This is a genomic window from Alloalcanivorax sp. C16-1 (assembly GCF_046507805.1).
Classification (GTDB): domain Bacteria; phylum Pseudomonadota; class Gammaproteobacteria; order Pseudomonadales; family Alcanivoracaceae; genus Alloalcanivorax.
In genome coordinates this window covers 110,153-136,463 of record NZ_JBKFTK010000005.1, presented here as the reverse complement: position 1 = coordinate 136,463, position 26,311 = coordinate 110,153, and the positions used below count along the sequence as shown (strand labels likewise).

Genomic DNA, 26,311 nt, shown 5'->3' with positions numbered 1-26,311 from the left:
CCGGGCCGCGGGCGATTTTTGTAGCGGTCGCGTTCGCGGGCACCGTGTATTTGTTGGAATTTTTGATCGGTGTTTTTTGCCACTTCTTGTCGTGATTAAGCTAGCAGCGCCTCCACACGGCGCCTAGCGAAGGAAGCAGGACACGGTGTTCCAATAATGGAACGCACGGCGCCGTTATCCATGTTTCAATGATTACGACGCCCACTGTGACGCCGGGCATGGATCGGCTGGCCTTTGTAAGGGGTACGCGGATGCATCACCGTTTGGACCTGAACACGCTCAGGCTGTTCTGTGAGGTCGCCGAGGCCGGCAGCATGACCCGCGCTTCCGAGCAACTGAGAATTTCCAAATCCACCATCAGTCGCCGTCTCGATCAGCTTGAGCAGCACTTCGGTGCCTTGTTATTGAAACGGGGCGCCAAGGGGCTGGCGTTGACCGAGATCGGTTCGGTGCTCTACGAGCAGGTGCAATGTCTGGTGTCGGAGATCGAGGAAATCGGCGTCAACGCGGCGGAGTTGCAGGCCGGTCTGAGCGGCTCGCTGCGGGTCAGCATTCCGGTGGATTTCGGGGTCGGCTGGATCAGCCGGGCCATCGCCGGCTTCGTGTTGCGCTACCCGGAAGTCAATGTGGAGGTCGAGGTGAACAGCCGCGAGGTCAATCCGCGGGACGATCCCTATGACCTGACCATACAGCTGGGCCCGCTGAAGGAATCCAACCTGATCTACCGTCGTCTCGCCACCATTACCCGTGGCGTTTATGCCAGCCCGGAGTATCTGCGTCGACGGGGCACGCCCCGGGCGGTGGAGGATTTCGCGCTGCACGATTGCGTGACCACCGATCAGCAGCGGCAGAACGGGGTGTGGACGTTCCGCAATCAGATCAAGCACCAGTTTATCGAGGTGCAGGGCAAGGTGGTGGTGAACAATATCGCGGTGGCCCGGGAGCTGGCCATCGACGGGGTGGGGTTGAGCATGTTGCCGAACGTGATGTGCCGCAACGATGTGAAAAGCGGGCGGCTGGTGCGGGTGCTCACCGCTTGGGAAAGCCCACCGGTGGAAGCCACCGCGCTGATCCTCAGCCGCACCCGGGTGCCGGCGCGCACCCGGGCGTTTCTGGATTATCTGTCGGAACGCCTGACCGACGAGCTGTAGTGGCTGATCGCGGCTCAAGCGGCGTACCGCTTCAGCCGCGATTCAGGGCTTGAGAATCGACGGGTCGATGGTCAGCTGGATAAGAAACGGGCGATCCGCCTCCAGGGCCCGTTCAAACACCGCCGGAAAATCCTCGCTGTCTTCCACACGCTCCGCGTCCGCACCGAAGGACTTCGCCAGGCCGACCAGGTCCGGATTAACCAGGTCGGTGCCGTAGCGCCGGCCCGGGTACTGCCGCTCCTGGTGCATGCGGATGGAGCCGTAGGAGCCGTTGTTGACCACGATCACGATTACGTTGGCGCCGTATTGCACGGCGGTGGCGAGCTCCTGACAGGTCATCAGAAAGCAGCCGTCGCCGGCGAAACACACCGCCGGCCGTTGCCGGTCGGCGAGCTTGGCGGCGATCGCCGCCGGCAGGCCGTAGCCCATGGAACCGGAGGTGGGCGCCAGGGCGCTGCCGAAGGCACGGAACGGATAGAAACGGTGCACCCAGAGGGTGTAGTTGCCAGCGCCGTTGCTGATCACCGCTTCCGGCGGCAGCCGTTGGCCGAGCCACTCCACCACCCGGGCCAGTTGCATGGGGCCGGGGGCTTCGGTGGGCTTTGCCCAGTCCCGGTACACCTGACCGGCCCGTTCCAACCAGGCCCGGCGCTTGTCGTCCAGCGGCCGGTCGGCGCGCAGGGCAACGGTTTCGGCGAAGCCGCGCACGCCGGCGCAGATCGCCAGATCGGTGTGATAGACGCGGCCCAGCTCTTCCGGCTGCGGGTGCACATGGATCAGTTGCTGGCGGGGGCGGGGCACCTCCAGCAGTTGGTAGTGGCGGGTGGTGATGTCGCCGAGCCGGGTGCCCACCGCGAGGATCAGATCCGCTTCCTCGATCAGCGCCGCCAGGGCCGGGTTCATACCCAGCCCGGCGTCGCCGGCGTACAGCCGGTGGCTGTTGTCGAAGCGGTCCTGGCGCCGGAAGCCGGTGACCACCGGTACGCCGTGGGCCTCCGCGAAGCGGCGCAGTTTGTCGTGGCTTTCGCTGTCCCAGCCGGAGCCGCCGAACACCGCCAGCGGGCGGCGCGCCGCCGCCAGCCGGCGTTCCAGGGCGCGCACGTCGCGCACCGCCGGATAACTCCGCGCCGGCGTTACCGGGGCGGTGTCCACCGCCGCCACCGATTCATAGAGCAGGTCCTCGGCCAGGCCGATCACCACCGGCCCCTGGCGGCCGGAGCGGGCGGTGACGAAGGCGCGGCCCAGATATTCCGGCAGCCGCTCGCTGTGCTGCAGGTCCACGGCCCACTTCGCCACCGAACCGAACAGCGCCTGCACGTCCACTTCCTGCCAGGCTTCCCGTTCCTGAAAACCACTCGGCACCTGGCCGACGAACACCAGCAGCGGCGTCGAGTCCTGGGCCGCCACGTGCAGGCCGGCCAGCGCGTTGGCGCTGCCCGGGCCACGGGTCACGAAGCACACTCCGGGCCGGCCGGTGAGCTTGGCATGTGCCTCGGCCATCATGGTGGCGCCGCCTTCCTGACGGCACACCACCAGTTCGATGTCCGGGGCGTCGTGCAGGGCGTCGAGGACCGGCAGAAAACTTTCCCCCGGCACCGTGAACACCCGGTCCACGCCGTTGCGACGCAGCAGGTCGACGATCACCTGGCCGCCGGTGCGGCGTTGTGGGCTGGCGGTGGTCATTGCGCTTTCGCCGCTTCCTGGTAGTACTTTTGGGCGCCCGGGTGCAGCGGCACCGCCAGGTTTTCGTCGGCGGCGGCGCCTTCCACGGTCCAGCCGGCCATGGAACCGAAGGAGCGTTGCACGCTTTCACGGCCTTCCATGATCGCCTTGGTGATCTGGTAGGCCTCTTCTTCCGGCATGTCCGCGTTGGCGTAGATGGAGGTGCTGAAGCCCACGCCCTTGACCGGCTCGCTCTGACCCTCGAACAGGTCCGCCGGCATGGTGGCCGGGCTGAAGCCGTATTTTTCCAGGTAGGCGATGGCGTCGTCGCTGAGGCTCAGGAAGCGCTGGCCGGGGGTGATCGACAGCTGTGAGGTGTTGGGGTGGCCGGCGGTGGTGATGCCGATGATCATGTCCAGTTTACCGTCGCCGAACTGGTCCTGAAGAATGCTCAGGCTCGAGCGGCTGACGCTGCCGCCGAAGGATTCGATGTCCTCGTAGCTGAGGTCGTTGGCGGCCAGGATCAGGCGCGCGATGTACTCATTGAGGCTGCCCTGGGGGCCGGTGCCGATGCGCACCGCCAGCTTGCCTTTCTTGATCTCGGCGAGACTTTTGATGTCGCTGTTCTTCTGCACGGTAACGCGCTGGTAGTACTGGTCCAGGCCGCCCACCAGTCCACGGATATTGTCGATTTTTTTATCGAACGGGCCGAAGCCGCGTTCCGCCCAGGACGCCACCGGCGGGAAGATCAGCGCCACGTCGGTGCGTTTGGCGGTGAGCAGCTTGGTATTGGCGATCGCCATGGGCGTGCCGAGGATGTCCACGGTGGAACCCTGCGGCAGGCCGTTGAGCATTTCCGTGCGCAGGGCACCGGCGTAGGCGTACCAGGTGGTGCCGGTGGGGCCGGCGGCGAACTTGACCTTGACCGGATCGGCGGCCTGCGTGGCGCCGGTCAGGGCGAGCAGGGCCGCGAACAGGGCGAGACTGAGAGAGCGGAAGCTGAGATGTCGCATTTTTTGTTCTCCTGATAATAAAAAGTTGGGTCTGACGTTATTCCCGGGCGGTGGCTACCGAGGCGGTGTCCGCCGCGCGCCGGCGCCACAGTTGCCCGCCCATCACCACGACGAGCAGCACCAGGCCGACCAGCGAAGCGGCCAGCTTGGGCGTGATCAGCAGTACGGCGGCGGCCAGCAGCAGAACCGATTCCAGTTTGGCGTTGCGGGTGCGCAGGAAGCCGGCCACGCAGCCGGCCAGGGCGTAGCAGCCGATGGCGGCGGTGATCGTGGCGGTGGCGATCTTGGTCCATTCGCCCTGCAGCAACAGTGCCGGGCTGAAAGCGAACGCGAACGCCACCAGGAAGCCAGCCAGGCTGTAGCGGAACGCCGCCCAGCCGGTTTTCCAGACATCCGCCTTGGCGATGCCGCCGGCCACGAAGGCGGCCAGCGCCACCGGCGGTGTCACCATGGACAGGGCGGCGAAGTACAGCACGAAAAAGTGCGAGGACAGCTGCGGCACGCCCAGCTTGTCCAGGGCCGGAATGGCGAGAATGGCGCCCATGATGTAGGCGGCGGTGGTGGGCATGCCCATGCCCATCACGATCACCATGATCATCACCAGCAGCAGGGCCGGGATCATCATGCCGCCGGACAGGGTGGTCACGAAGGTGCCGAAGGTCAGGCCCAGGTTGGTGCTGGAGGCGATGCCCACCACGATGCCGGCGCCGGCACAGGGAATGGCCACGGCGATGGCGCTGCGCGCGCCGGAGTCCAGCGCCTGCACCGAGTCGGCCACCACCGATCGCACGGCGCCGACCAGCCCGGCGGGGCCGTGCTCGCGCACCCCTTCCCAGCCACGGGTGAACAGCCCCAGGAACACGGTCAGCCAGACCGCCTCCAGGGTGGCGGAGCTGAGCGCGCGACCGGCCATGATCTGGTAGACCAGCACGCCCACCGGGATCAGCAGATAGAGCCGCTTGAGCACGCTGCCCCAATCGGTTTCCAGTTCCGACTTGGTCAGGCCGCTGAGGTTATTGCGGCGCGCCAGCAGATCGACCACGAAGTACAGCGCCAGATAGAACAGCAGCGCCGGAATGATCGCCGCCAGCGCTACCTCGGCGTAGGGAATGCCCATGAACTGGGCGATCAGGAAGGCGGCGGCGCCCATCACCGGCGGCATCAGCTGCCCGCCGGTGGAGGAGGTGGCCTCCACCGCGGCGGCCTGCTCGGCGCGCATCCCCGAGCGCTTCATGGCGGGAATGGTGAACATGCCCATCACCGCCGCGTTGGCGGTGGCGCTGCCACTGACCGCGCCGAACAGGGTGGAGGAGACGATGGACACCTTGGCCATGCCGCCGCGCAGGCGACCCACCAGCAGCATGGACAGATCCATGAACAGCTGGCCGCCGCCGAACAGTTGCAGGAAGGCGCCGAACAGCAGGAAGTAGAACACCTGGCCGTAGGAGACGATGCTGGGAATGCCGAACACGCCCTCGTTCTGCATGGTCTGCAGGTCGATAAAGGTCTCGAAGAACATGCGGCTGGGCTGGCCGTCGTGGCCGATGATGCGCAGCAGCGGAATGTCGCGCAGCAGCGGGCCGCAGAACTGATAGACCAGGAACACCAGAATCACCGTGGTCAGGCCCATGCCCAGGGAACGGCGCACCGCCTCCACCACCAGGGCGATGGTGACCACGCCCACCACCAGGTCGGTGGTGGTGGGCAGATCGACCATGGCGATGCGGGTGATCAGCGTTTCGCCGCTCAGGTAGTAATGCACGGCGATGGCGGCGGCCACCGCCACCAGCAGGTAATCACTGGCGCGGCTGGCGCCAAAGCGTCGCGGGCCGGTTTCCGGCGGCGCGATCAGCGGATGGGTAATGAAGGTGAGCATCACGCCGAACATCACGTGGATCGGCACCGCCACGATCAGCTCCAGCGGCGAGCCGTACACCATCCAGATCTGGAACAAGGCCCACAGCAGTGCCACCACGCTGGCCGGGTTGCAGTACTTTTTCATGCCTGTGTCTCCTGGCGCCGGGCGGCGCCGAGTTCACCGAGCAGGGCGGAGGTGGCCACGCCCAGCAACAACGCCCAGAAGGGCGAACTGATCCCCAGCAGGGAAAATTTGCTCATCGCCACGGTCAGCGCCACGAAGGCGCCCACCTGGCAGGGGCCGTTCTTGCGGAACGCCTGCTGAAAGGCGCCCAGCAGCACGCCGATCATGGCCAGGCCGGCGATCACCATGATCAGTGCCTTGGGCAACGCCAGAATAAAGGGTACCGCGAAGCCCGCGAACAGGCCGAAAAGGATGAACAGCACGCCGTTGACCACCGAGGCGCCGTAGCGCAGGCGGCGGTCCTCGCCGGCCTGTTCCGAGGAACAGATGGCGGTCATCGGACCGGCGATATTGGCGTTATGGCCGCCGCACAGGCCGGCCAGCAGGCCGCCGATGCCGCTGGCGATGGTCATGGCGTTGACCGGCGGCCGGTAGCCCTCCGCCATCAGCACGCCGATGGCCTGGGCATTCTCGGCGCCGATCACCAGGGCGGTAAGCGGCACCGAGATGGCGAAGAACGCCTGCCAGGAAAACGCCGGCGCGGTGAAGGCCGGCATCACCAGTTCCAGGGACACCTGGGCGGTTTGCAGTTCACCGAGCCACAGCGCCATGCCCAGGCCCACCACGCCGGCCACCAGCACCGGCGGCACCGCGCGCGTCAGACGCCCGGTGAGGAAAAAGGCCAGCGCGGCGATGCCGGCCACCCAGGGCGCCGCCACCACCGAGTCCACCGCGCCGGTGGCGAAGCGGAACAGGGCGCCGGCGATCATCGCCATGACGATGGGTACTGGCAGCCAGTGCGCCAGGCGGCCGATCAGGCCGCTGAAGCCCAGCGCCAGCACCAGAAGCCCGCTGGCGATAAAGGCGCCCACCGCTTCGTTGAAGGGAATCATCTGCAGGGAAGCGGCCAGAATGGCCGCGCCCGGAATGGTATAGGCGCCGCTGATCGGAAGACGATAGCGTAACGCGAAGAACAGGCTGATCAGACCGCCCAGCACATAGATGCCGAACAGCCAGGCCACGGTCTGGGCGTTGGACAACTGTCCGGCCTCGGCGGCGTTCATGACGATCACCGCCGGGCCGGTGCAACCGAACAACGCCGCCACCACCCCGGTGCTGAGCGTGCGGCCGTTGAAAGCGGCACGCAAAGGCGGACGGTTCCGTTCGCCGGTATCGAGGGGCACTTCGTGGGGCATGCTAAGCCTCCGTTTTTGTTATCAACCGGTGGCGGTCGACCACCGGGTGTTGTCATGGCGCGGGCGCGGTACTTTATTCGCCCTTGAACACCGCCGGACGCTTGGCGTGGAACGCCTCCACGCCTTCCTTGAAGTCCTCGGAGCTGCGCAGGCGGCTGTAGCAATGGCCTTCCATTTCGATGGCCACCTTCAGCGGCGAGTCCTCGTTGTCGTTGATCAGCTTCTTGGCGGTGCGCTGGGCCAGCGGCGAGAACCGGCGCAGCTCTTCCACCAGGGCGTCGGTGGCGCTTTCCAGCTCGTCGTCCGGCACGCATTCGGTGACGAAGCCCCAGGCCAGGGCCTGTTCGCCGCTGACCCGCTTGGCGCGCATCACCATGTGCTTGGTGCGGGTGATGCCGATCATTTTCTGCAGACGGGCGGAGCCACCGGAGCCGGGGATCTGACCCAGGTTCTGTTCCGGCAGGGCGTAGCGGGCGGTTTCCGAGGCGATGCGGAAATCGCAGGCCAGCGACAGCTCGAAGCCGACGCCGAAGGTGTAGCCACGGTTGGCCACGATCACCGGCTTGCTGCAGCGCTCGGCGGCGGCCACGTTCCAGGCCAGTTTGGAGACGTGCTCCGGGGAGGCTTCCAGAAAGCCGCGAATATCGCCGCCGCTGGAGAAATGCTGGCCCTCGGCGCGCAGCACGATGACGCGCACGCCCGGGTGGGCGTCCAGCGCCTCGAACACCTGGCGCAGGTACTCCCGCTGGCTCATGGCGATCACGTTATAGGGCGGGCGGCCCAGGATGATGTCGCCGCGCTCCTGGTCGGTGCGCAGTTCCACCTTGAAGCCGTCGAACTCGGTATTCAGAAACTGTTCAATCTCGGACACGTTCATCGTGTTTTTCCTTTTCTGGGTCATTCAGGGCTGTTCCGCCGGCTGCGGATCGCCGTAGTCGGCCACCAGCACGCGGCGCAGGATTTTGCCCACCGGGGATTTGGGAATCTGTTCAATGAACTCGTAGCGGCGCGGCCGTTTGAACCGGGCCAGACCGGAGCTCACGCAATGGGCGTCGAGCACCTCGTCGGTGATCGGCTCGCGCACCTTGATAAAGGCGGTGACCAGTTTGCCCCACTGTTCGTCGGGCAGGCCCACCACGGCGACTTCCTCCACGGCCGGGTGCAGGGACAGCACGTTCTCGATTTCCGCCGGGCTTACGTTTTCGCCACCGGTGATGATCAGGTCGTCCACCCGGCCAGTGACGAACAGATCGCCGTCGTCGTCGAAGAAGCCGGTGTCGCCGGTGAAGTACCAGCCGTCGCGAATCGATTTGGCGTCCGCGTCCGGGCGGCGCCAGTAGCCCTCGAAGGCTTCGTCACTGGCCAGGTCGGCGATGATCTGGCCTTCCTCGCCGGGCGGTGCCACATCGGCGGGGGATTCGCTGGTCAGGTGCACCACGCGGATGCGCTGGTTGAGCGCGCTGCGGCCGGAGGACCCGGGTTTGCGGTTGGCGGCCTGATCGATGGTGAAGGTGTACACCTCGGAGCTGCCGTAGTGATTGACGAACAGGTCCGGCTGGAAGGCGTCCTGCACCCGGCGCATCAGGCCGTCGCTCATGGGCGCTCCGGCGAAGCCGATCTTGCGCACGCTGGCGACCCGCTCCGGGCTGAACGCCGGGTGTTCGATAAGCATGTGATAGAGCGTCGGCACCAGGTACAGGTTGCTGATGCCTTCGCGCTCGATGGCGTCCAGGGTGGCTTCCACGTCGAAACGCGGCACGCACACGAAGTGGCCATCCAGCAGCGCCATGGACAGCAGCGAACGCACGCCCATGGTGTGGTACAGCGGCATCACGCCGAGCGTGCATTCCTGCTGGCTGTACAGGTTCTGGGCCACATGGGCGAGGGCGGCGGCGCGCTCGGCGCGGTGCCGGCGTGGCACGCCCTTGGGCCGGCTGGTGGTGCCGGAGGTGTACAGCATCAGTGACCAGTCCTCCGGGCCGGCGCGCAGCAGGGTGTCGGCCGGCGCGCGGGCGCACAGGTCCTCGAAAACAAGGGCCTCGGGGAACGCGGCCTCGCCGACGCTCACGCAGGGCACCGCCGGGCGGCCCATGGCGCGCACCGCCTCGAGCACCGAGTCGTCGTGCACCAGGGCGCGGGCGTCCGCGTTTTCCAGGGTCCAGGTCAGATCCTCGGCGGTGCAGCGCCAGTTGAGCGGGGTCATGATGATGCCGCTGAACTGGCAGGCCCAATGCAGCGTGGCCATTTGCCAGCGGTTCTGCATCGCCGCCACCAGGTGGTCCCCCTTGGTGAGCCCCAGGTCCTCAAGGCCCCGCGCGGCGCGCTGAATGACATCGAACCAGGCCTCGTAGCTGAGGCGTTGGGGACCGTCGCTGATCGCCGTCGCCTGGGGGCGACGTTCCACCGCGGCCAGAAAGCTGCGTCCAAGATCAAACATCGTTGCGGTTCTCCGAAGCATTTTGTTGTGATTCGCCGCTTTGGCGTTGGCCGGCTACTTCCAGCACCGCGCGCACGATGCCGGTGTAGCCGGTGCAACGGCACAGATGCCCGGACAGCATGTCGCGCACCTGCGCTTCATCCGGGGTCGGCACCCGTTGCAGAAATTCCACGCAGGACATCAGGATGCCGCTGGTGCAGAAGCCGCATTGCAGGGCGTGATGGCGACTGAAGGCCTGCTGCAGGTCGTTCATCACGTCGTCCCGGGCCAGGGATTCCACGGTGTCGATGCGGCGTCCGTCCGCCTGCACCGCGAGCATCAGGCAGGAGCGCGAGGCGACGCCGTCCACCAGCACCGTGCAGGCGCCGCACACGCCATGCTCGCAACCCACGTGCACGCCGGTGGCGCCCAGCTCGTGGCGCAGGAAGTCGCACAGCTGGGTGCGCGGCTCGGCGCGGCCATGGCGGGTTTCGCCGTTCAGTTCCAGTTCGATCTCACTGCGCTGTTCAGCGGGGGCGTGCATGGGAAGGCTCCTCGATCAGTCGCTGGCCCAGTTCGCGCACCAGCTGGCGCCGGTAGGCCGCGGAGGCATGAACGTCGTCCTGGGCGCCCAGCGACCAGGCCAGGGTGTTGAGGGCATCGGGCAACTCGCCGCCCAGCGGCAGCGTTTGCGCCACCGGCCGGTCGGCGACGCCGCCCACGCCCAGGTGGGCGCCGTCGTCGCGCAGGCACAACGCCAGCGCCACCAGGGCGAAGTCGCCGTGACGCATGGCGATTTCCTGGAAGCGGTAGTCGGTGCCGTCCTGCGCCAGCGGGAAGCGCACCTCGCTGATCAATTCCCGGGGCTGGCGGTCGGTGGTCAGCAGACCCTGGAAAAAGTCCGCCGCCGGCACTTCCCGCCGTTTGCCCTTCAGCGATTCCAGCACCACGCTGCCGCCCAGGGTCACCAGGCACAGCGGAATCTCCGCGCTCGGGTCGGCATGGGCCACGGAGCCGCACACGGTGCCCCGGTTGCGGGTCTGGAAGTGGCCGATCCAGGGCAGCGCCTTGGCCAGCAGCGGCACTTCCCGGGCCAGCTCGGCGCGATCGGTGAGCTGCACCTGGCGCACCGCCGCGCCCACCGCCAGATAACCGCTTTCGTTGCGGATCCGGTTGAGTTCCTCCACCCGGTTGATGTCGACCACCACCTTGGGCTGGGTGAGCCGCATATTGAGGGTGGCCATCAGCGACTGGCCGCCGGCCAGCAGCCGGGCGTCCTCGCCGTGCTCGTGGAGCAACTGCAGCACTTCCTTCTTGCTGGAAGCGCGCACGTAATCGAACGACGCCGCCTTCATGATGCGTCTCCCTTGCCGAGCAGCCGCGCGATCAGCGCGCGCAGCCGTTGCCAGAGGCCGCCGCCCACCGGCTTGCCGGTGAGGCGCTGGGCGAGCCGGTTGAACACCTGGCCGATAATGATTTTCGAGGCGCTTTGCAGCATGCGGCCGCCCACCGCCGCGATCTTGCCGCCCACGTCCACCTCGTAGACGTACTCCAGGCGGGTGTGGCCGTTGTCCAGTTCCACCAGGGTCACGTGGGCGCTGCCGGAGGCGGAGCCCATGGCGCTGTCGCCGGAGCCGGACAGCCGCAGGGAGCGGGGCGGGTCCAGATCGCTGAGCCGGACCCGGGCGGCGAAGCGCGCCTTGATCATGCCCACGCCGACGGTCACGTCGGCGCGGTACTGGTTGTCGCCTTCCAATTCCAGGGCGTGGCAGCCGGGAATGATGGCGCGCAGGGTTTCCGGATCGAGCACGGTGTCGTAGACGGTCTGCGGCGACGCCGGCACCACCACCGAGTCGCGGGCCTGCAGGGCCGGCCCGCCGGCGCGCGGCGCGGCCAGCGGCTCCAGCCCTTCCGGGGCCGGCGGCTCGTCGATGCCGATCAGGCCGCGCACCCGGGACGGGGTCAGCGGCAGTTGTATGTCGTCGCGGCCCAGGGCATCGGCCACCGCGTTGGCGATGCACACCGGCGTGCTCATGTTGTTGCCTTCACCCACGCCCTTGGCGCCCAGGGGCGTGAACGGGGAGGGCGTTTCGGTGTGCAGGATCAGCGGTTCCACCGCCTCCGGGGCGGTGGGCAGCAGATAGTCCGCCAGGGTGCCGGACAGGAAACTGCCGTCCTCGCCGTAGGCGAACTCTTCCATCAGCGCCACGCCCAGGGCCTGGGTGAAGCCGCCGCGGATCTGGCCGTCCACCAGCATCGGGTTCAGCAGGCGGCCGGCGTCGTGGCAGGTCACGTAGCGGTCGATGTGAACCTCGCCGGTGACCCGGTCGATCTCCACCCCGCAGTAATCGAAGATAAAGCCGTGGCACAGCGAGCTGTTGATGTGGTCGTCGTCGTCCGGCGCCTCCAGCTGGGGCGGCGTCCAGAACGCGGTTTCGCGCAGGCCGCCCGTTTCACCGTTCGGCAGCAGCGCCGGGGACCAGTGGGCGGTGCCGGCGACACGATGGAAGCCCAGGCTGGGGCCGTCCTCGATAAAGACTTTGCCGCCGGCGAAGCGCACCTGCCCGGGGTCGGCTTCCATCAGGGTGGCGGCGATGTTGGCCAGCCGCGCGCGCACCTGCAGCGCCGCCTTGTGCACGGCGCCGGCCACGGCGCCGGCGAAGCGGCTGGAATAGTTGCCGGAGGCGATCGACCAGGGGTCCTTGCCGGTGTCCAGCTCCACATTGACCAGGATGCTGGCCGGGTCCACGCCCAGCACCTCGGCCACCACCTGGGCCACCACGGTCTGGTGGCCCTGGCCCTGGGGCGTGGAGGACACGTGCACGGTGATGCCGCCGAGCGGATCGATGCTGAGGGTGGCGGTGCTGACCGCGCCGTTCTTCGGGCCCGCCTTGGCGCGCTGCTCCGGCGTCAGGGCGGTGGTGATGTAGCCCATATTGGAGATCGACGGCTCCACCACCGCGCACAGGCCCACGCCGTACAGTTTGCCCTCGGCCCGGGCCTGGTCACGGCGCCGGATCAGCTCGTCGTAGCCGCCGTCGCGCAGGGCCAGGTCCACGGTGTCGGCGTAGTTGCCGGAATCCAGCAGCGCCCCGGAGGCGGTGCGATAGGGGAAGGCGTCCGCCGGCAGCAGATTGCGGCGCATCACGTCCAGCGGGTCCAGGTTCAGCTGTCGCGCCACCTGGTGCATCAGACGCTCCAGGGCGAAGTACATCTGGCCGCCGCCGAAGCCCCGGTTCAGGCCGCTGGGCAGTTTGTTGGTGAGCACCACCCGATTGCGCACCGCCAGGTTGCGGATGCCGTAGGCGCCGGTCAGATTGCCGTGCATGCGATAGAAGGTGGCCGGCTCCGGCGCGCGCAGATAGCCGCCGCAGTCGTCGATCTGGTCGTAGCGCAGGGCGGTGACGCGGCCGTCCGCGTCCACCGCCGCCTCCATGTCCGCCACCCGGTTGGTGGCGCTGGAGGAGGCCTGCAGATGCTCCAGCCGGTCTTCCACCCATTTCACGGGGGCGCCGGCCTTGCGCGCCGCCAGCCCCATCAGCACCACATAGGTGAGCACACCCTGCTTGATGCCGAAGCTGCCGCCGGAGTCCGGCGGCGTGCGCAGCCGCAGCCGGTTGCTGCTCACGTTCAGGGCGCGCGCCATCACCGAATGCAGCGCGTAGGGGCCCTGGAAGTTGGACAGAATGTCGTACACGCCGGTGGCCGGCTGATACTGACCCACCACCACGTAGCACTCGATGGGGGTGCAGGAGTTGCGCGGAAAGCGCACCTTGATGGACACCCGGTGTGCCGCCTCCTCGAAGGCTTTTTCCGGATCGCCGTAGCGGAAGTGGCGCTCGTTGACCACGTTGCCGCCCACCGCCTCGTGCAGCACCGGCGCGTCCTCGGCGGCGGCTTTCTCCGGATCGATCACCGGCTTCAGCGGCTCGTATTGCACGCGCACCAGCTCCAGGGCGTCCTCCGCCCGGTAGCGGTCCTCGGCGATCACCACGCACACCGGCTCGCCCACATAGCGCACCTTGTCCACCGCCAGGCACCAATGCTCCATGGGCGCGCCGCGCACCCCCACCGGGAACGGATGGGCCCAACGCTTCACGTCCTCGCCGGTGAGCACCGCGCGCACGCCCTTGAGGGCGAGCGCTTCGGAGGCGTCCACGGACAGCACCCGGGCATGGGCATGGGGGGAGCGCACGACGGCGGCGTGCAGGGTACCCGGCGGCGTCGCCAGGTCGTCGGCGTATCGGCCCAGGCCACGCAGCAGGGCCTGATCCTCGAAACGGGTCTGGGACCGGCCGATGTGACTGCCATCGGCTCGGGTCTCGGTGCTGTGATCGCTCATCCAGGACTCTTTATTCTCTTATCCGAGAGCCCTAGTGTCGGTCGCGCGCCTTGGCGATGCCTTGCCGGGCGCGATGGATTTCTGTCCCCGGGTCGGGGAATTTACCTTTGAGTCTGATTTCGGGGCGGCCGCTACCGGCCGTCCAAAAGGAACATCCGCAGCGCCACCGCGTTGTTGTGCTCGCGGTCGCGGGCGGCGAACAACAGGGTCAGCACCCGGCCGTCGCAGGCGGCGAGCAGGCTATCCACCTGTTCCGGTCGCTGGCGCAGCTCGGCGTGGAATTTCTGGTAGAACGCCGCCCAGCGGGCCGGATCGTGGCCAAACCATTTGCGCAGCTCGGTGGAGGGCGCCAGGTTCTTGCGCCAATCGTCGGCTTTCAGGGCTTCTTTTTTGATGCCACGGGGCCAGATCCGGTCCACCAGCACGCGGTAGCCGTCGGACGGTTCCGCCGGATCCTGGACACGTTTGCATTGAATGCGGGAGGGCTGCTTCATGGCGTGCTCCGGCGGTGAGGTTCCGGACAAGCGGACCGGGGAGAAAAGCCAGGGAAAAGAATGGTGCCGGAAAGAGGAATCGAACCTCCGACCTACTGATTACGAATCAGTTGCTCTACCGACTGAGCTATTCCGGCACGCCCCCGCCCGGACGGGCGAGGCGGGCTAGTTTAGCAGGACCGCCCGCCGAGACAAGCCCGGCGGGCGGGGATCGCTCAGTCGCCGGCTTCGAACACCAGTGAGGCGGAGTTCAGGCAGTAGCGCAGGCCGGTGGGCGGCGGGCCGTCGGGAAACACGTGGCCCAGGTGGCCGTCGCAGCGGGCGCAGCGGATCTCGGTGCGGACCATGCCGTGGCTGTCGTCGCGCAGTTCCTTGACGTGCTCCGGGTCCACCGGTTGGTAGAAGCTGGGCCAGCCGGTGCCGGATTCGAATTTCTCGTCGGAGCGGAACAGGGGCAGGTGGCACAGCTTGCACTGGTAGGTGCCGCTTTCCTTGTTGTCGAGCAGGCCGCCGCAGAACGGCGGCTCGGTGCCCTGGTTGAGCAGGATGCGGCGCTCCTCGGCGGTGAGGCCGGCGGCGCGCTGTTGTTTTTCGGCGTCGGTGAGCGGCGTCAGGTCGTATCCGCTGGCGGACGTACTCATGGACGAACCTCTTTGATCAGTGGGTCGGTCAGGATTTCAGCAGATCGGGAAAGGCGGCGTGAAGCTTGTCCAGCTTGGGCCGCGCCACGTGCTGAATATAAGGCTGGTTGGGGTTACGCCGGGCGAAGTCCTGGTGGTAATCCTCCGCCGGGTAGAACGGGTGCCCGGTTTCGATGGTGGTGACGATGGGGGCGGTGAAGGCGCCGGCATTGTTCAGTTGGGCGATGTAGGCCCGCGCCATCCGTTCCTGCTCCTCGTCCACCGGGAAGATCGAGGAGCGGTACTGGGGCCCCCGGTCGTTACCCTGGCGGTCTTTCTGGGTGGGGTCGTGGGCCACCGAGAAGAACAGCTTGAGCAGCTCGCCAAAGCCGATGCGGGCCGGGTCGTAGGTGATTTCCACCACTTCCGCGTGGCCGCTGCGACCGCCGCACACCGCCTCATAATTGGCGCTGTCCGCGCCGCCGCCGGCGTAGCCGGAGACCACGCTGTTGACTCCGTCCAGGGCGGCATACACCGCCTCCACGCACCAGAAGCAGCCGCCACCGAGAATGGCGCGGCCGGCGTCCCGGTCGGCGGGCAGGGTGTCCGCCGGGTCCGGGAACCGGTCCGGATGGATCGCCAGGGATGTTCCGGGAATCACGGCTTTCATGGTACCTCCATGGATGCGGGATCAGGGACAGGGGCTCACGGGGCCCGGTGCATGCTCAGCAGATGGGGGCGTCCACCCCGGGTATCAATGCCCGGGGCGGTGGGGGTCAGGGCAGCAGTCCGTCCCGCCGCAGGCTGTCGCGCAGGGCGCGACACTGGCTCTTGGCGATGGCGGCCTGGTCGTTGGCTTCGTGGGTGCGGGCGATGCCGTACCACAGGGAGGCGCCGGTGCCGTCCATCAGATAGGCCGGGAAGCGGTCCTCGGTGTCTTCCAGGGGCGCCTTGGGGATGCGCTGGCCGTCCAGGCCCAGGCGCCAGGTGGGTTGCACCTCGGTGTCCTGGTTGAGCGGGTTGAGTTCCCGGTCGCCGGGCAGGTTCGGGGCCGACATCAGCAGCCGGGTCAGGTCCACCAGCAGGATCCGGTCGGCGCCGTGTTCGCCGGCCCAGTCGCTCAGCGCCTGGCGCCCGTCCTCGTCCCAGAACGGCACTTCCTGGTGAGCCAGGTGCACGGTGATGCCGGTGCGGGCAAAGATCGGCCGGCAGGTCAGTTCCCAGGTTTCTCGGGTGTCGCTTTCCGGGCTCTGGGCGGCCAGCAGCAGGGTGGTGGCCGGCGGCGGCGGGGTGTCGGTGACGGTGCGGGTGGTGACCTGGGTGGTGCTGGCGCAGCCGGCCAGGGCCGCCGCCGCGAGGACGGTCAGGGGGAAAAACAGAGCCCTCATGGACGATCTCCTATCAATAAGGCGCCAGTGTAGCAGCGCGCCCGCCGCTGTCACCGGATGGCGCCGCAAATCCCGCATAAAAAAAGATGTCCCGCCTGAAACCGTGCCCGCCTGGAAGATTCAGGGGAACGCCGGTGAGGTCAACGCCGGCGCCCGCTCACCGGCCCGCACCTCCAGTTGAAAGCGGCCCGGCGGCGCCGGCGGTGGGTGATACCAGCGCACCTCGTAGAGGGCGCCCCGGTCGTCCTGGTCGATCAGCCGCAGGGCCAGGTCGCCGCTCTCGTCGTCGATCACCGGCGCCCGGTCGTCGGCCCGGGTGATGCGCAGCAGCGGCCGGTCCAGCGCCAGGGCGCCGGGGGGCTCGCCGTGGAAGCGCCAGGCCCAGTAGGCGCCTTTCTCGCCCTCCGGTTCCTGGAAGCGGGCCGGTTGCCGCCATTGCCGGGCCCAGCGCCGGTCGGCCGGGGCGCTGGGCCAGTAGTCGTGGCGCAGCAGGTCGAAGTCGGCGCGGGCGGGCAGTTCGTCCACGGCGCCGGCGGCGAACAGGTCGCCACCCAGCCGCGCGCTCTGCGCGGCGAGAAAGTCCAGGGTATGCGGCCCGTACAGGGTGTGCCCGCCCTCGTAGTTCTGGGCGCCGTATTCCTCCGGGGTCACCGCGTAGCCCAGAAAACCGTTGGCCAGGCTGGAGATTTCCACCCGCCAGGGGCGGCCGCCGGGCAGCGCGTCCAGCACCGCGCCACGGATGCGGTTGCCGCTTTCCAGGGTGATCTCCCAGGGCAGGGGCACCAGCACCAGATCGTTGACGCGCAGTACCTGGAACAGGGCGCGGTGGGGGAACGCCTCCGGCGTCAGCAGCAGCTGGGCCTTGGACAGCATCCATTGTTTGACGCCCTGGCAGCCGTCGGTGAACCAGCGCCTGGGCCAGCCCTCCTTGAGAAACGGCAGGTAGGACACCGGGAACACCTCATCGCCGTTGGCGGCGCCGGCCACCGCCGCGCCCACCACCGCTCGGGGGCACAGGCCGTGGCGCTGTGGGTGGGTGAGGGTCAGCAGGTCCAGTTGGCGGGCGCCGGCGGCGGTGACCAGGCGCGGGGAAAGCCCCGGGTCCAGGGACAGGAACAGGTCGGCGGCCTGTTCGCCCAGGGCGGTACCGATGCGCCGTGCCTCCAGGTCGCCACGGTGGTCCGGGTGCCAGGCCGGGTTGTTGTCGGCGTGGGTGGCCTGCACCGCGCCGTGCACCAAGGGCCAGGGCAGGTCCCCGGCGGCGAAGCGGCGCCCCGGGCCCCGCGCCAGCCAGTGCCAGACGTCCGCGTGGTAGGGGCCGGTAAAGGCGGGGATGGCGGTGCCGTGCACGGAGAACAGGGTCAGGGCGCCGGCCGGGTAGTAACGGCCGTCGTCCGCCTGCAGGTCGATGCGCAGCTGGGTCATGCGCGGGTTCACCGCGCCCAGGGCGGTGTTGCCGTCCACGCGGTCCGGGTCCAGGTGGTGATTACGCGCCCAGGCCCGTGGCGAGCGGTTGCGGGTCAGCCCCCACACGTCCCTGCCGCCCACCGCCAGGCGGGCCGGGCGACGATCCCGGTAGGCGCGGGTCACCGCCGTGGCGATGCGATCGGCGAGAAAATCGAACAGTGCCGGGTCGAAGCCCGGCCGGTTGCCGCCAAACACATTATAGAAGTCGCTGCCCAGGTACTGGCCGGGCCCGGAATGGGTGTGGGTGACCAGCAGGCTGAGCCCATGGGCGGGCACGTCGGTGGTGGCGGCGATGCGCTCCGCCACCGCGTAGTGCAGCGGCAGGGAACCGGCGCCCAGATCCAGCTGTACCAGTGCCAGCGGCGTGCCGCCGGGGCCGTGCAGATAAAAGGCACGGGCCTTGAGGCGGGTGCGCAGGCCGTCGCCGTCCGCCGCCCAGGCGGAATAGCCGAATTTGGGCAGGCCGATGGCCGGTGTGATGTCCACCTCGGCGACGCCGGCCAGGGCCACGTCGCTGGGCGTCGAAGGACGCGGTGACGGTACCTCGAAGCGCAGCGCCTCGCGGGGATAGAACAGAAATGGCCAGGCGGTGTGCAGCAGGGCGCCGCCGACCAGCAGCAACAGGGTCAGCACAGCCAGCCACAGGGGGCGACGGAATCGGCGACGGGAAGGCATCAGGGGCGAGTCCTTTTATTTTTGCACGAACGTACCATTCAGTGGCGGCACCCACAACAAAAAGGCGCTGGTTCGGTGACGCGGGTACAGAGCGGATACAAAACGATACCGCCGGGACAAGTTGTGCAAAGGCAGAGCGAAGTTCTCAACACTAATCCTACTGGAAGTCACCGGAAGTCTGTTTTTTTTAAGCCCCCCGGCTATTCCAATGCTTGCAGTGTAATCCGTTGATACCCGAGGGGGGTAACACCATGAAAGTAAGCTTGAAATTGTCCCCGCTGGTAATGGCCGTGGGGCTGGCGATGCAGCCGGCTCTGGCGGAAGAGCATTACGAAGAGGATGTGAACACGCGCCAGTACGTGGGTGGCTTCGGCTCCTACGTGGATCTGGACAAGGACCGCCAGTATGACGACGATGCCGCTGGCTACAGTGTCTTTTACGGTCGTCAGCTGTCCGATCACTTCTGGTGGGAGACTGAATTCGGCTTCTACAAGATGGATCCGGGTATCCCCAACACCCAGGATTTCTATCAGTACCACCTGACCACCGGTCTGGCCTACGCCTTCGGTGACCGCACCGGCTTCACCCCGTACGCCATCGTTACCGTGGGCGCCATCGATCAGGAAGTGCTGCCCGACGACGACCAGGACACCAACTTCGGCGCCACCGCCGGCCTCGGCGCGGTCACCGGCCCGGTGTTCGACAACGGCCTGAAATTCCGTGGCGACGTGCGCTACGTGTACGACGACTTCGACGGCGCCGGCCCGGCCCGTGGCGACGGCGCCTTTGGCGACGTGCGTTTCTCCCTGGGTGTGGAATTCCCGCTCGGCTACACCAAGGTCATCACCAAGGAAAAAGTGGTGGTGGAGACCCGCGAAGTGCGCATCCAGCCCAAGCCGTCCGTGGATTCCGACGGTGACGGCGTGCCGGACGATCGCGATCAGTGCCCGAACACCCTGCAGGGTGGCCAGGTGGACGCCAAGGGCTGTTTGATCGCCAACCAGACCGTGACGCTCAGCAACATCAACTTTGAATTCGATTCCGCCCGTCTGACCACCGGTTCCGAATCCACCCTGGACCGCATCGCCGATTCCCTGAAGGCGCAGACCGACTTCCGCGTGGAAGTGGCCGGCCACACCGACAGCGTCGGCAACGCCGATTACAACGAGCAGCTGTCCCGCCAGCGCGCCGAAGCGGTGCGTCAGTATCTGGTGATGCGTGGCGTCGACGCCGACCGCGTGACCGCCCGGGGCTACGGCGAACTGGACCCGGTAGCCAGCAACGACAATGAATCCGGCCGTGCCATGAACCGCCGCGTTGAATTCCGCGTCACCGAGAAGTGAGGAGAAACCACATGTTGAAGCTCAGAAACCTGACCATGCTGGTCCTGCTCGCCGTGCTCGGCGCCGGGATCTATGGTTGCAACGCCAGTGACAGCGACGGCGGTGGCGGCGGTAACAACCCGACGCCGAACGCGCCCGAAGACCAGGACAACGACGGCATTCCGGACGATCAGGACAACTGCCCGGCGGTGCCCAACCACAGCCAGCTGGATCAGGACCAGGACGGCATCGGTGACGCCTGCGACGACGACATCGACGACGACGGCATCGAGAACGACGATGACAACTGTCCGCGGGTGGCCAACCCGGACCAGACCGACACCGACAATGACGGTATCGGCGACGCCTGCGACAACAACATCGACCAGGACGACGACGGCATCGAGGACAACGAGGACAACTGTCCGGCGGTCCCCAACCCGAACCAGTCCGACATCGACGGTGACGGCATCGGTGACGTGTGCGACAACGACATCGACGACGACGGCATCCAGAACGACGACGACAACTGCCCCTACGTGGCCAACTTCGACCAGCTCGACACCGACGGCGACGGCACCGGCGACGCCTGTGACGGCGACACCGACGGCGACGGCGTGCCCAACCAGGACGACAACTGCCTGCTGATCCCCAACCCGGACCAGGAAGATCTGGACGGTGACAACGTGGGCGACGTGTGCGACGACGATCTGGACGGTGACGGCGTGGACAACGTGGATGACGAGTGCCCGCGTACCCCCGGCCCGGCCATCAACAACGGCTGCCCGGTGGACGACACCCAGGATCAGGACGACGACGGCGTGCCGGACGACATCGACAACTGCCCGACCGTCGCCAACGCGGACCAGGCGGACGCGGACGGTGACGGCATCGGCGACGTGTGCGACACCGACGGCTTCACCTGTAACGACAGCACCACCTATCAGCCGCTGCTGAGCCCGGACTATCAGGGCAATGGGGGCTCCCTCGGTGTCGCCATCGCCAGTGTGGACAATCCGGAATACCTGACCGACGACGTCGAGCAGAACTTCGCCGAGATGAACGTGTCCGCCGCGCTGATCTACGGTGGCGCGCAAATCAGCGCCGACGCCGCGGATGAGAGCAACGACATCACCGGCATCGACCGCATCGGTTTCGTGATCTCCGATCCGGCCTCGTCCCTGCTCAACCTGGGCCTGCTGGGCAACTTCCTGACCCTGCGGCTGATCGACGACGGCGAGGTGGTTCAGAGCTTCACCGTGGACGGCGGTCTGCTGGATCTGGAACTGCTGGGTCTGTCCCTGAACAGCGACCAGCGCTTCCTGTCCGCCGAGGTGGACACCGGCGCGGTGACCTTCGACAGCGTGGAACTGGAGTACGCGGGTCTTCTCAACGTGAACGACAGTCTGCGGATCCACCGCGTTTGCGCCGGCAATACTCCGGCACCTTGATACTCCTTCTCTGATCAGGCAGATCATGGGGCGCCTTGCGGCGCCCCTTTTTTTCGCCCGCGTTTTTTCTTCACCCGCCTTGCCCTCGCCCCGGTTTCACGCCCTCCATTTAACAATTCGCCGCCGGTCACCCTTTTCGGTTAGATTGGTGCGCAGGAGGGAACGATTGCATGACCAACCACCCCGTGACCACCGCGCTGCTGGCGGTGCTGACGCTTGCGTTGCTGGCCGGCTGCGGCCAGGGCCCGGACTACACCGAAACCGGCGACCTGGAGGCGCTGCAAGAGCGCGGCGTGCTGCGTCTGGCGGCGCCGCGCTTCGACGAGGAGCAGGCGCTGGTGCGCGAAGGCGTGCCGCTGCAGGAGTTCCGTGAGCAGGCGGAAGCCGCCGCCGAGGCCCTGGGGCTGGAACCGCGCTGGGTCTACACCGACGGCACCGGCGAGCTGGCGGACCTGGTCAACGACGGCGGCGCGGACATGATCGTCAGCAACTATTCGGTCACCGAGGCCCGTGGCGAGGCGCTGGCGTTCTGTACGCCGGTGGCGGTGATCGACGAGTACCTGGTGGTGCCGGACAGCCGTGAGGGCGACGACCTGGCCGACCTCGGCGCCATGACCCTGGCGGTACCGGAGGGCACCGCCTATGCGGAGACCGCCGAGGAACTGGCCGACCGATTCGACACCATCAAGGTGGAAACCCTGCCCGGCGACACCTCCGACGCCGGCCTGCTGGAGGCGGTGGCGGACGGGCGCTACGGCGCCACCATCGTGGACGGCAACATGCTCGAGAGCCTGCTGCTGGACTACGACGGCCTGCGCCGCGGGCCGGTGGTCAAGGAGCGCCGCCGCATCGCCTGGGCGGTACGCCAGGACAATCCGGTGCTGCGCGCGGCGATCAACGAATTCATCGTCAGCCATCATGTGAGCGCCTCGGTGCAGACCCGGGTGCAGCGCGACTGGGCCGCCATCAAGGAGGAAGGCGTGCTGCGCGTGATCACCTCCAACAACCCGGCCAGCTACTTTCTGTGGCGCGGCGAGCTGATGGGCTTCGACTACGATCTGATCCGCCACTTCGCCAAGCAGCACGGTCTGCGGGTGCGCATGGTGGTGCGCAACAGCGCCTCGGAAATGTTCCAGGCCCTGGAGGAGGGCGCCGGCGATGTGATCGCCGCCTCCATGACCGTCACCGAGGAACGGCAGCGGGCCGGCTGGCACTTCAGCAAGCGCTATCTGGAGGTGCGGGAGCAGATCATCGGCCCGGCCGACGAAGACCCGCTGGAATCGGTGGAAGAGCTGGCCGGACGCACCGTGGCGGTGGCCGCCGACAGCGCCTTCGTGGACTCCCTGGAACGGCTGCGCGAGCGCGGCATCGACGTGACCGTGCGTCGGGAAGAGGGCGCCACCTCGGAAATGCTGATCCAGCAGGTGGCCGACGGCGAGGTGGACCTGACCCTGGTGGACAGCCATCTGGCGGCGCTGGAAAGTACCTACCGGGACGACATCCAGCCGCTCTGGACCCTGGAGGGCGACCGCGACATCGCCTGGGGCCTGCGCGCCAACCAGCCGCGACTCAAGAAGCAGTTGGACGCTTACATCAGCCGCCATTACAAGGGCCTGTTCTACAACGTCACTTTCAACCGCTATTTCAAGGAACCCAAGACCATCCGCCTGCACGAGGAATACCGGGTGGAGGCGGGCAAGGAAATCTCTCCCTACGACGATCTGATCAAGGAATACGCGCTGGAGTACGGCTTCGACTGGCGTCTGGTGGTGTCGCAGATGTACCAGGAAAGCCGCTTCAACCCGGACGCGCGCTCCTTCGCCGGCGCCCAGGGGCTGATGCAGGTGATGCCGCGCACCGCCCGCCAGTTCGGCTTCAGCGACCCCCACGATCCGGAGCAGGGCATCGCCGCCGGCATGGCCTATCTGCAATGGCTGGAGGACCGTTTTCCACAGCGGCTGGAACTGGCCCAGAAACTGTATTTCGGCCTGGCCGCCTACAACGCCGGCGCCGGCCATGTGGAAGACGCCCGACGTCTGGCCCAGCGCCTGGGCAAGGACCCGGACGTCTGGTTCGACAATGTGGAAACCGCCATGCTGCTGCTATCCCGCCCGCAGTACGCCCGCCAGGCGCGGTTCGGGTATGTGCGCGGTTCCGAGCCGGTCAAATACGTGCGCGAGATCCGCAACCGGTATCTGGGCTACGTGGAATTCACGGTGGAAAACAACATTTCCGCGCAGCCGGATTGAACGGCGCCGCTAGAGCCGCCGATTCAACCACTCCAGCAACGTCTGCCGCACCTCCGGGGCGCAATAGTCGTTGAGGATTTCATGTCGCCCTTCCGGGCAGTCCAGGCGCCGCAGCGGCAGGCCGCGCCGGCGCAGGGCGTTTTCCAGCCGGTCCATGCCCTTGCCGAAATTGCTCATCGGGTCCTGGCGACCGCCCAGCAGCAGCACCGGCAGGCCGGCGGGCAGGGCGGCCAGGCCGCGCTTGCCCTGCACCCGGGCCAGTGCCGCTACCAGCGCCACCCAGGTGGCGTTGGTGCATTGGAAGCCGCAGAGGGGGTCGTCGATATAGGCGTCCACCTGGTCCTGGTCGTGGCTGAGCCAGTCGAAGTCGGTGCGCGCGTCACGGACGCTGCGCGCCCAGGCGCCGAAGGTGAGCTTGTCGATCAGGGCGCTCTGGCCGCGCGGGCCCTGGCGCCGTTGCTGCCAGCGGATCACCGGCAGCAGGCTGCGGTAGTACCCGGCGGAATGGTAGTCGCTGCCGCACAGCACCAGGCCGTCCAGCCGTTCGCCGAAGCGCTCGGCGCCGGCCAGGGCGATGAACGAGCCCATGCTGTGGCCGCCCAGCACCAGCGGCCCGGGATCACGCTCGGCCACCGCTTCCACCACCCGCTGTACATCCCCGATCACCTTGTCCCAGCCGTCCTGGTCGCCGAAGTGGCCCGGCGGCTGGTCCGCGTCCTGGCTGATGCCATGGCCGCGATGGTCCGGGCAGTACAGATTCCAGCCGTGCTCGGCGAGGATTTCGCCCAGCGCCTGGTAGCGGGCGCCGTGCTCGCCCATGCCGTGCAGCCAGATCAAGGTGCCGATGGGATCGGCGGCGCGCCATTCGTGCACGCCGATGCGGTGGCCGTCGCCGGCGTCGAGTACGAAACAATCCGAAGTCATCGTGGATGGGGTCCCCTGAAAACGTGCTGAACATGTATCATGATGGGCTTCCAGTGACCAGCTTCCCCGCCAGTTAAGGAGTCGGTGTGATTCACTATCGGATTGGTCCGCTCAGACCGGAAGCCCATCTTTTCCAGGTAACCCTGACGGTGGCCGAGCCCACCCCGGAAGGGCAGGGCCTGACCCTGCCGGCCTGGATTCCGGGCAGCTACATGATTCGCGATTTCGCCCGCCACATCGTCAGCCTGGAGGCGCGCGCCGGCGACCGGGCCCTGGACGTGGCCAAGATCGACAAACAGACCTGGCAGCTGCCGCCGGTGGACGGCCCGGTGACCGTGGAGTATCAGGTGTACGCCTGGGACCTGTCGGTGCGCGGCGCCCACCTGGATACCACCCACGGCTATTTCAACGGGCCCTGTGTGTTCCTGGCCGCCATGGGGTTCGAGGACCAGCCCTGCGAGGTGGACATCGAAGCGCCGGCGGGCGCCGCCTACGGCACCTGGAAACTGGCCACCGGGCTGGAGCGGGTAAGTGGCGCGGAGCTGGGCTTCGGCCGTTTCCGCGCCGACGACTACGACGCCCTGCTGGACCACCCGGTGGAGATGGGCGACTTCGAGCACGCCGAATTCGAAGCCTGCGGCGTGCCCCATCAGGTGGTGCTCAGCGGCCGCCAGCGGGCCGACATGGCGCGCCTGTGCCGGGACCTGAAACCGATCTGCGAGCACCATATCAAACTGTTTGGCGAACCGGCGCCGATGGACCGCTATGTGTTCATGACCCTGGTCACCAACGGCTACGGCGGGCTGGAGCACCGCAACTCCACCAGCCTGATGAGCCCGCGCACCGATCTGCCGCTGCGCACCGACGCCCCGGACCGGGTCCGCGACGGCTACCGCAGCTACCTGGGCCTGTGCAGCCACGAGTACTTCCACACCTGGAACGTGAAGCGCATCAAGCCGGCGGCGTTCACACCCTTCGACCTGCGCGGCGAGGTGCACACCGAACTGCTGTGGGCGTTCGAGGGCATCACCAGCTATTACGACGATCTGTCCCTGGCGCGCACCGGGCTGATCACTCCGCAGAGTTATCTGGAGCTGCTCGGCCAGACCCTGACCCGCGTCTATCGCGGCCAGGGCCGCTTCAAGCAGACCGTCACCGAATCCAGCTTCGATGCCTGGACGCGTTTCTACCAGCAGGACGAGAACGCGCCCAACGCCATTGTCAGCTATTACGCCAAGGGCGCTCTGATCGCCCTGGCTCTGGACCTGACCCTGCGCCGCGAGACCAACGATGAGAAGAGCCTGGACGATCTGATGCGGCTGCTGTGGCGGCGCCACGGCCAGACCGGTGAGGGCGTGCCGGAGCAGGGCATCCGGTCGTTGGCCGAGGAGATCGCCGGCGTCGATCTGGGCGACTTCTTCGAGCAGGCGCTGTACGGCACCGAGGATCTGCCGCTGGCGGAACTGCTGGCGGAGCGCGGCGTGATCCTGCATTGGCGCCCGGCGAATGGCCACGGCGACAATGGCGGAAAACCGGGTGGCAAAGCCGGCGCCGAACCGGCCCCGGTGAACCTGGGCGTACGGGTGGCCGCGGACCCGGCAGGCGCCCGGGTGCAGGTGGCCTACGAGCAGGGCGCCGCCATGGCCGCCGGCCTGTCCGCCGGTGATGTGATCATCGCGGTGGACGGCCTCAAGGTGGACGCGGGCAGCCTGGACACGGTGCTGGCCGCCTACCGCGAGGGCGAGCGGGTGGAGGTGCACGCCTTCCGCCGTGACGAGCTGATGCGCTTCACCGTGGACCTGGCGCCGTCGGAGCCGACCACCGCCTGGCTGAGCCTGGACGGTGACGTGCTCAATGAAAAAGGCCGGGCCTGGCTGCTCAACCGCCGCTGACACGGATC

Annotated in this window: 20 protein-coding genes and 1 tRNA gene; 5 read left to right on the top strand and 16 right to left on the bottom strand. The window is 67.4% G+C overall.

Translation table 11 applies throughout. The annotated features are described in order from the left end of the window. Positions 1-251: 251 nt before the first annotated feature. The gene (locus ACLD0W_RS15965; RefSeq protein ID WP_228233719.1) at positions 252-1,151 is read left to right on the top strand and encodes a LysR family transcriptional regulator; all 900 of its coding nucleotides are present in this window, start codon (positions 252-254) and stop codon (positions 1,149-1,151) included. Between the two features lie 42 nt (positions 1,152-1,193). Here the strand turns inward: ACLD0W_RS15965 and ACLD0W_RS15960 are convergent, their stop codons facing one another. The 15 genes from ACLD0W_RS15960 to ACLD0W_RS15890 form a co-directional block, all read right to left on the bottom strand. Continuing rightward, positions 1,194-2,834 carry a thiamine pyrophosphate-binding protein gene (locus tag ACLD0W_RS15960; protein ID WP_410308475.1) on the bottom strand — a complete coding sequence of 547 codons (1,641 nt, stop codon included), beginning with the start codon at positions 2,832-2,834 and terminating at the stop codon, positions 1,194-1,196. Then, positions 2,831-3,826 carry a TAXI family TRAP transporter solute-binding subunit gene (locus ACLD0W_RS15955; RefSeq protein ID WP_410308474.1) on the bottom strand — a complete coding sequence of 332 codons (996 nt, stop codon included), beginning with the start codon at positions 3,824-3,826 and terminating at the stop codon, positions 2,831-2,833. The genes ACLD0W_RS15960 and ACLD0W_RS15955 overlap by 4 nt, the downstream gene beginning before the upstream one ends. Before the next feature lie 37 nt (positions 3,827-3,863). Beyond that, positions 3,864-5,828 carry a TRAP transporter permease gene (locus tag ACLD0W_RS15950; RefSeq protein ID WP_410308473.1) on the bottom strand — a complete coding sequence of 655 codons (1,965 nt, stop codon included), beginning with the start codon at positions 5,826-5,828 and terminating at the stop codon, positions 3,864-3,866. Beyond that, positions 5,825-7,063 carry a benzoate/H(+) symporter BenE family transporter gene (locus tag ACLD0W_RS15945; RefSeq protein ID WP_410308472.1) on the bottom strand — a complete coding sequence of 413 codons (1,239 nt, stop codon included), beginning with the start codon at positions 7,061-7,063 and terminating at the stop codon, positions 5,825-5,827. Before ACLD0W_RS15945 ends, ACLD0W_RS15950 begins: the two co-directional genes overlap by 4 nt. Before the next feature lie 73 nt (positions 7,064-7,136). Beyond that, positions 7,137-7,940, bottom strand: a complete 804-nt coding sequence (locus ACLD0W_RS15940; RefSeq protein ID WP_410308471.1) for an enoyl-CoA hydratase/isomerase family protein — start codon at positions 7,938-7,940, stop codon at positions 7,137-7,139. Positions 7,941-7,964: 24 nt separating this feature from the next. Further along, positions 7,965-9,500 (bottom strand): AMP-binding protein, encoded by a 1,536-nt coding sequence (locus ACLD0W_RS15935; protein WP_410308470.1) that lies wholly within the window; start codon positions 9,498-9,500, stop codon positions 7,965-7,967. Beyond that, complete coding sequence (locus ACLD0W_RS15930) at positions 9,493-10,023, bottom strand: (2Fe-2S)-binding protein (RefSeq protein ID WP_410308469.1); 531 nt, start codon at positions 10,021-10,023, stop codon at positions 9,493-9,495. The genes ACLD0W_RS15935 and ACLD0W_RS15930 overlap by 8 nt, the downstream gene beginning before the upstream one ends. Continuing rightward, positions 10,007-10,834 carry an FAD binding domain-containing protein gene (locus tag ACLD0W_RS15925; RefSeq protein WP_410308468.1) on the bottom strand — a complete coding sequence of 276 codons (828 nt, stop codon included), beginning with the start codon at positions 10,832-10,834 and terminating at the stop codon, positions 10,007-10,009. Before ACLD0W_RS15925 ends, ACLD0W_RS15930 begins: the two co-directional genes overlap by 17 nt. Beyond that, complete coding sequence (locus ACLD0W_RS15920; protein ID WP_410308467.1) at positions 10,831-13,821, bottom strand: xanthine dehydrogenase family protein molybdopterin-binding subunit; 2,991 nt, start codon at positions 13,819-13,821, stop codon at positions 10,831-10,833. The genes ACLD0W_RS15925 and ACLD0W_RS15920 overlap by 4 nt, the downstream gene beginning before the upstream one ends. 131 nt (positions 13,822-13,952) lie before the next feature. Continuing rightward, a complete protein-coding gene (locus ACLD0W_RS15915) occupies positions 13,953-14,315 on the bottom strand; it encodes a DUF488 domain-containing protein (protein ID WP_410308466.1) in 363 nt (120 codons plus the stop codon). Positions 14,316-14,376: 61 nt separating this feature from the next. Next, positions 14,377-14,452, bottom strand: a tRNA-Thr gene (locus tag ACLD0W_RS15910). 78 nt (positions 14,453-14,530) lie between these two features. After that, positions 14,531-14,956, bottom strand: a complete 426-nt coding sequence (gene msrB, locus ACLD0W_RS15905) for a peptide-methionine (R)-S-oxide reductase MsrB (protein WP_410308465.1) — start codon at positions 14,954-14,956, stop codon at positions 14,531-14,533. A 28-nt stretch (positions 14,957-14,984) separates the two neighbouring features. Then, positions 14,985-15,605, bottom strand: a complete 621-nt coding sequence (msrA, locus tag ACLD0W_RS15900; protein ID WP_410308464.1) for a peptide-methionine (S)-S-oxide reductase MsrA — start codon at positions 15,603-15,605, stop codon at positions 14,985-14,987. Positions 15,606-15,711: 106 nt separating this feature from the next. Continuing rightward, positions 15,712-16,323: a hypothetical protein gene (locus ACLD0W_RS15895; RefSeq protein WP_410308463.1), complete on the bottom strand. Its 612-nt coding sequence runs from the start codon at positions 16,321-16,323 to the stop codon at positions 15,712-15,714. A 120-nt stretch (positions 16,324-16,443) separates the two neighbouring features. Further along, on the bottom strand, positions 16,444-18,465 hold the full coding sequence (locus ACLD0W_RS15890; protein ID WP_410308462.1) for a neutral/alkaline non-lysosomal ceramidase N-terminal domain-containing protein: 2,022 nt from the start codon (positions 18,463-18,465) through the stop codon (positions 16,444-16,446). A 251-nt stretch (positions 18,466-18,716) separates the two neighbouring features. Here ACLD0W_RS15890 and ACLD0W_RS15885 point away from each other — a divergent pair, with 251 nt between their 5' ends. The 3 genes from ACLD0W_RS15885 to ACLD0W_RS15875 all read left to right on the top strand — a co-directional run bounded on the left by ACLD0W_RS15885 (position 18,717) and on the right by ACLD0W_RS15875 (position 23,487). Then, a complete protein-coding gene (locus ACLD0W_RS15885; protein ID WP_410308461.1) occupies positions 18,717-19,808 on the top strand; it encodes an OmpA family protein in 1,092 nt (363 codons plus the stop codon). Between the two features lie 11 nt (positions 19,809-19,819). Continuing rightward, positions 19,820-21,238: a thrombospondin type 3 repeat-containing protein gene (locus ACLD0W_RS15880; protein WP_410308460.1), complete on the top strand. Its 1,419-nt coding sequence runs from the start codon at positions 19,820-19,822 to the stop codon at positions 21,236-21,238. Positions 21,239-21,408: 170 nt separating this feature from the next. Beyond that, complete coding sequence (locus tag ACLD0W_RS15875; protein WP_410308459.1) at positions 21,409-23,487, top strand: transporter substrate-binding domain-containing protein; 2,079 nt, start codon at positions 21,409-21,411, stop codon at positions 23,485-23,487. A gap of 9 nt (positions 23,488-23,496) precedes the next feature. Here the strand turns inward: ACLD0W_RS15875 and ACLD0W_RS15870 are convergent, their stop codons facing one another. Beyond that, entirely contained in the window at positions 23,497-24,411 is a 915-nt protein-coding gene (locus tag ACLD0W_RS15870) for an alpha/beta fold hydrolase (RefSeq protein WP_410308458.1), read from the bottom strand. Between the two features lie 86 nt (positions 24,412-24,497). Between ACLD0W_RS15870 and ACLD0W_RS15865 the strand changes: the two genes are divergently transcribed. Next, positions 24,498-26,303, top strand: a complete 1,806-nt coding sequence (locus ACLD0W_RS15865; protein WP_410308457.1) for a M61 family metallopeptidase — start codon at positions 24,498-24,500, stop codon at positions 26,301-26,303. Positions 26,304-26,311 lie beyond the last annotated feature (8 nt).

Bases quoted from the DNA above. Each gene is read 5' to 3' on its own strand.
- ACLD0W_RS15965 (WP_228233719.1), top strand. From the start codon at position 252: ATGCATCACCGTTTGGACCTGAACACGCTCAGGCTGTTCTGTGAGGTC.
- ACLD0W_RS15960 (WP_410308475.1), bottom strand. From the start codon at position 2,834: ATGACCACCGCCAGCCCACAACGCCGCACCGGCGGCCAGGTGATCGTC.
- ACLD0W_RS15955 (WP_410308474.1), bottom strand. From the start codon at position 3,826: ATGCGACATCTCAGCTTCCGCTCTCTCAGTCTCGCCCTGTTCGCGGCC.
- ACLD0W_RS15950 (WP_410308473.1), bottom strand. From the start codon at position 5,828: ATGAAAAAGTACTGCAACCCGGCCAGCGTGGTGGCACTGCTGTGGGCC.
- ACLD0W_RS15945 (WP_410308472.1), bottom strand. From the start codon at position 7,063: ATGCCCCACGAAGTGCCCCTCGATACCGGCGAACGGAACCGTCCGCCT.
- ACLD0W_RS15940 (WP_410308471.1), bottom strand. From the start codon at position 7,940: ATGAACGTGTCCGAGATTGAACAGTTTCTGAATACCGAGTTCGACGGC.
- ACLD0W_RS15935 (WP_410308470.1), bottom strand. From the start codon at position 9,500: ATGTTTGATCTTGGACGCAGCTTTCTGGCCGCGGTGGAACGTCGCCCC.
- ACLD0W_RS15930 (WP_410308469.1), bottom strand. From the start codon at position 10,023: ATGCACGCCCCCGCTGAACAGCGCAGTGAGATCGAACTGGAACTGAAC.
- ACLD0W_RS15925 (WP_410308468.1), bottom strand. From the start codon at position 10,834: ATGAAGGCGGCGTCGTTCGATTACGTGCGCGCTTCCAGCAAGAAGGAA.
- ACLD0W_RS15920 (WP_410308467.1), bottom strand. From the start codon at position 13,821: ATGAGCGATCACAGCACCGAGACCCGAGCCGATGGCAGTCACATCGGC.
- ACLD0W_RS15915 (WP_410308466.1), bottom strand. From the start codon at position 14,315: ATGAAGCAGCCCTCCCGCATTCAATGCAAACGTGTCCAGGATCCGGCG.
- msrB (WP_410308465.1), bottom strand. From the start codon at position 14,956: ATGAGTACGTCCGCCAGCGGATACGACCTGACGCCGCTCACCGACGCC.
- msrA (WP_410308464.1), bottom strand. From the start codon at position 15,605: ATGAAAGCCGTGATTCCCGGAACATCCCTGGCGATCCATCCGGACCGG.
- ACLD0W_RS15895 (WP_410308463.1), bottom strand. From the start codon at position 16,323: ATGAGGGCTCTGTTTTTCCCCCTGACCGTCCTCGCGGCGGCGGCCCTG.
- ACLD0W_RS15890 (WP_410308462.1), bottom strand. From the start codon at position 18,465: ATGCCTTCCCGTCGCCGATTCCGTCGCCCCCTGTGGCTGGCTGTGCTG.
- ACLD0W_RS15885 (WP_410308461.1), top strand. From the start codon at position 18,717: ATGAAAGTAAGCTTGAAATTGTCCCCGCTGGTAATGGCCGTGGGGCTG.
- ACLD0W_RS15880 (WP_410308460.1), top strand. From the start codon at position 19,820: ATGTTGAAGCTCAGAAACCTGACCATGCTGGTCCTGCTCGCCGTGCTC.
- ACLD0W_RS15875 (WP_410308459.1), top strand. From the start codon at position 21,409: ATGACCAACCACCCCGTGACCACCGCGCTGCTGGCGGTGCTGACGCTT.
- ACLD0W_RS15870 (WP_410308458.1), bottom strand. From the start codon at position 24,411: ATGACTTCGGATTGTTTCGTACTCGACGCCGGCGACGGCCACCGCATC.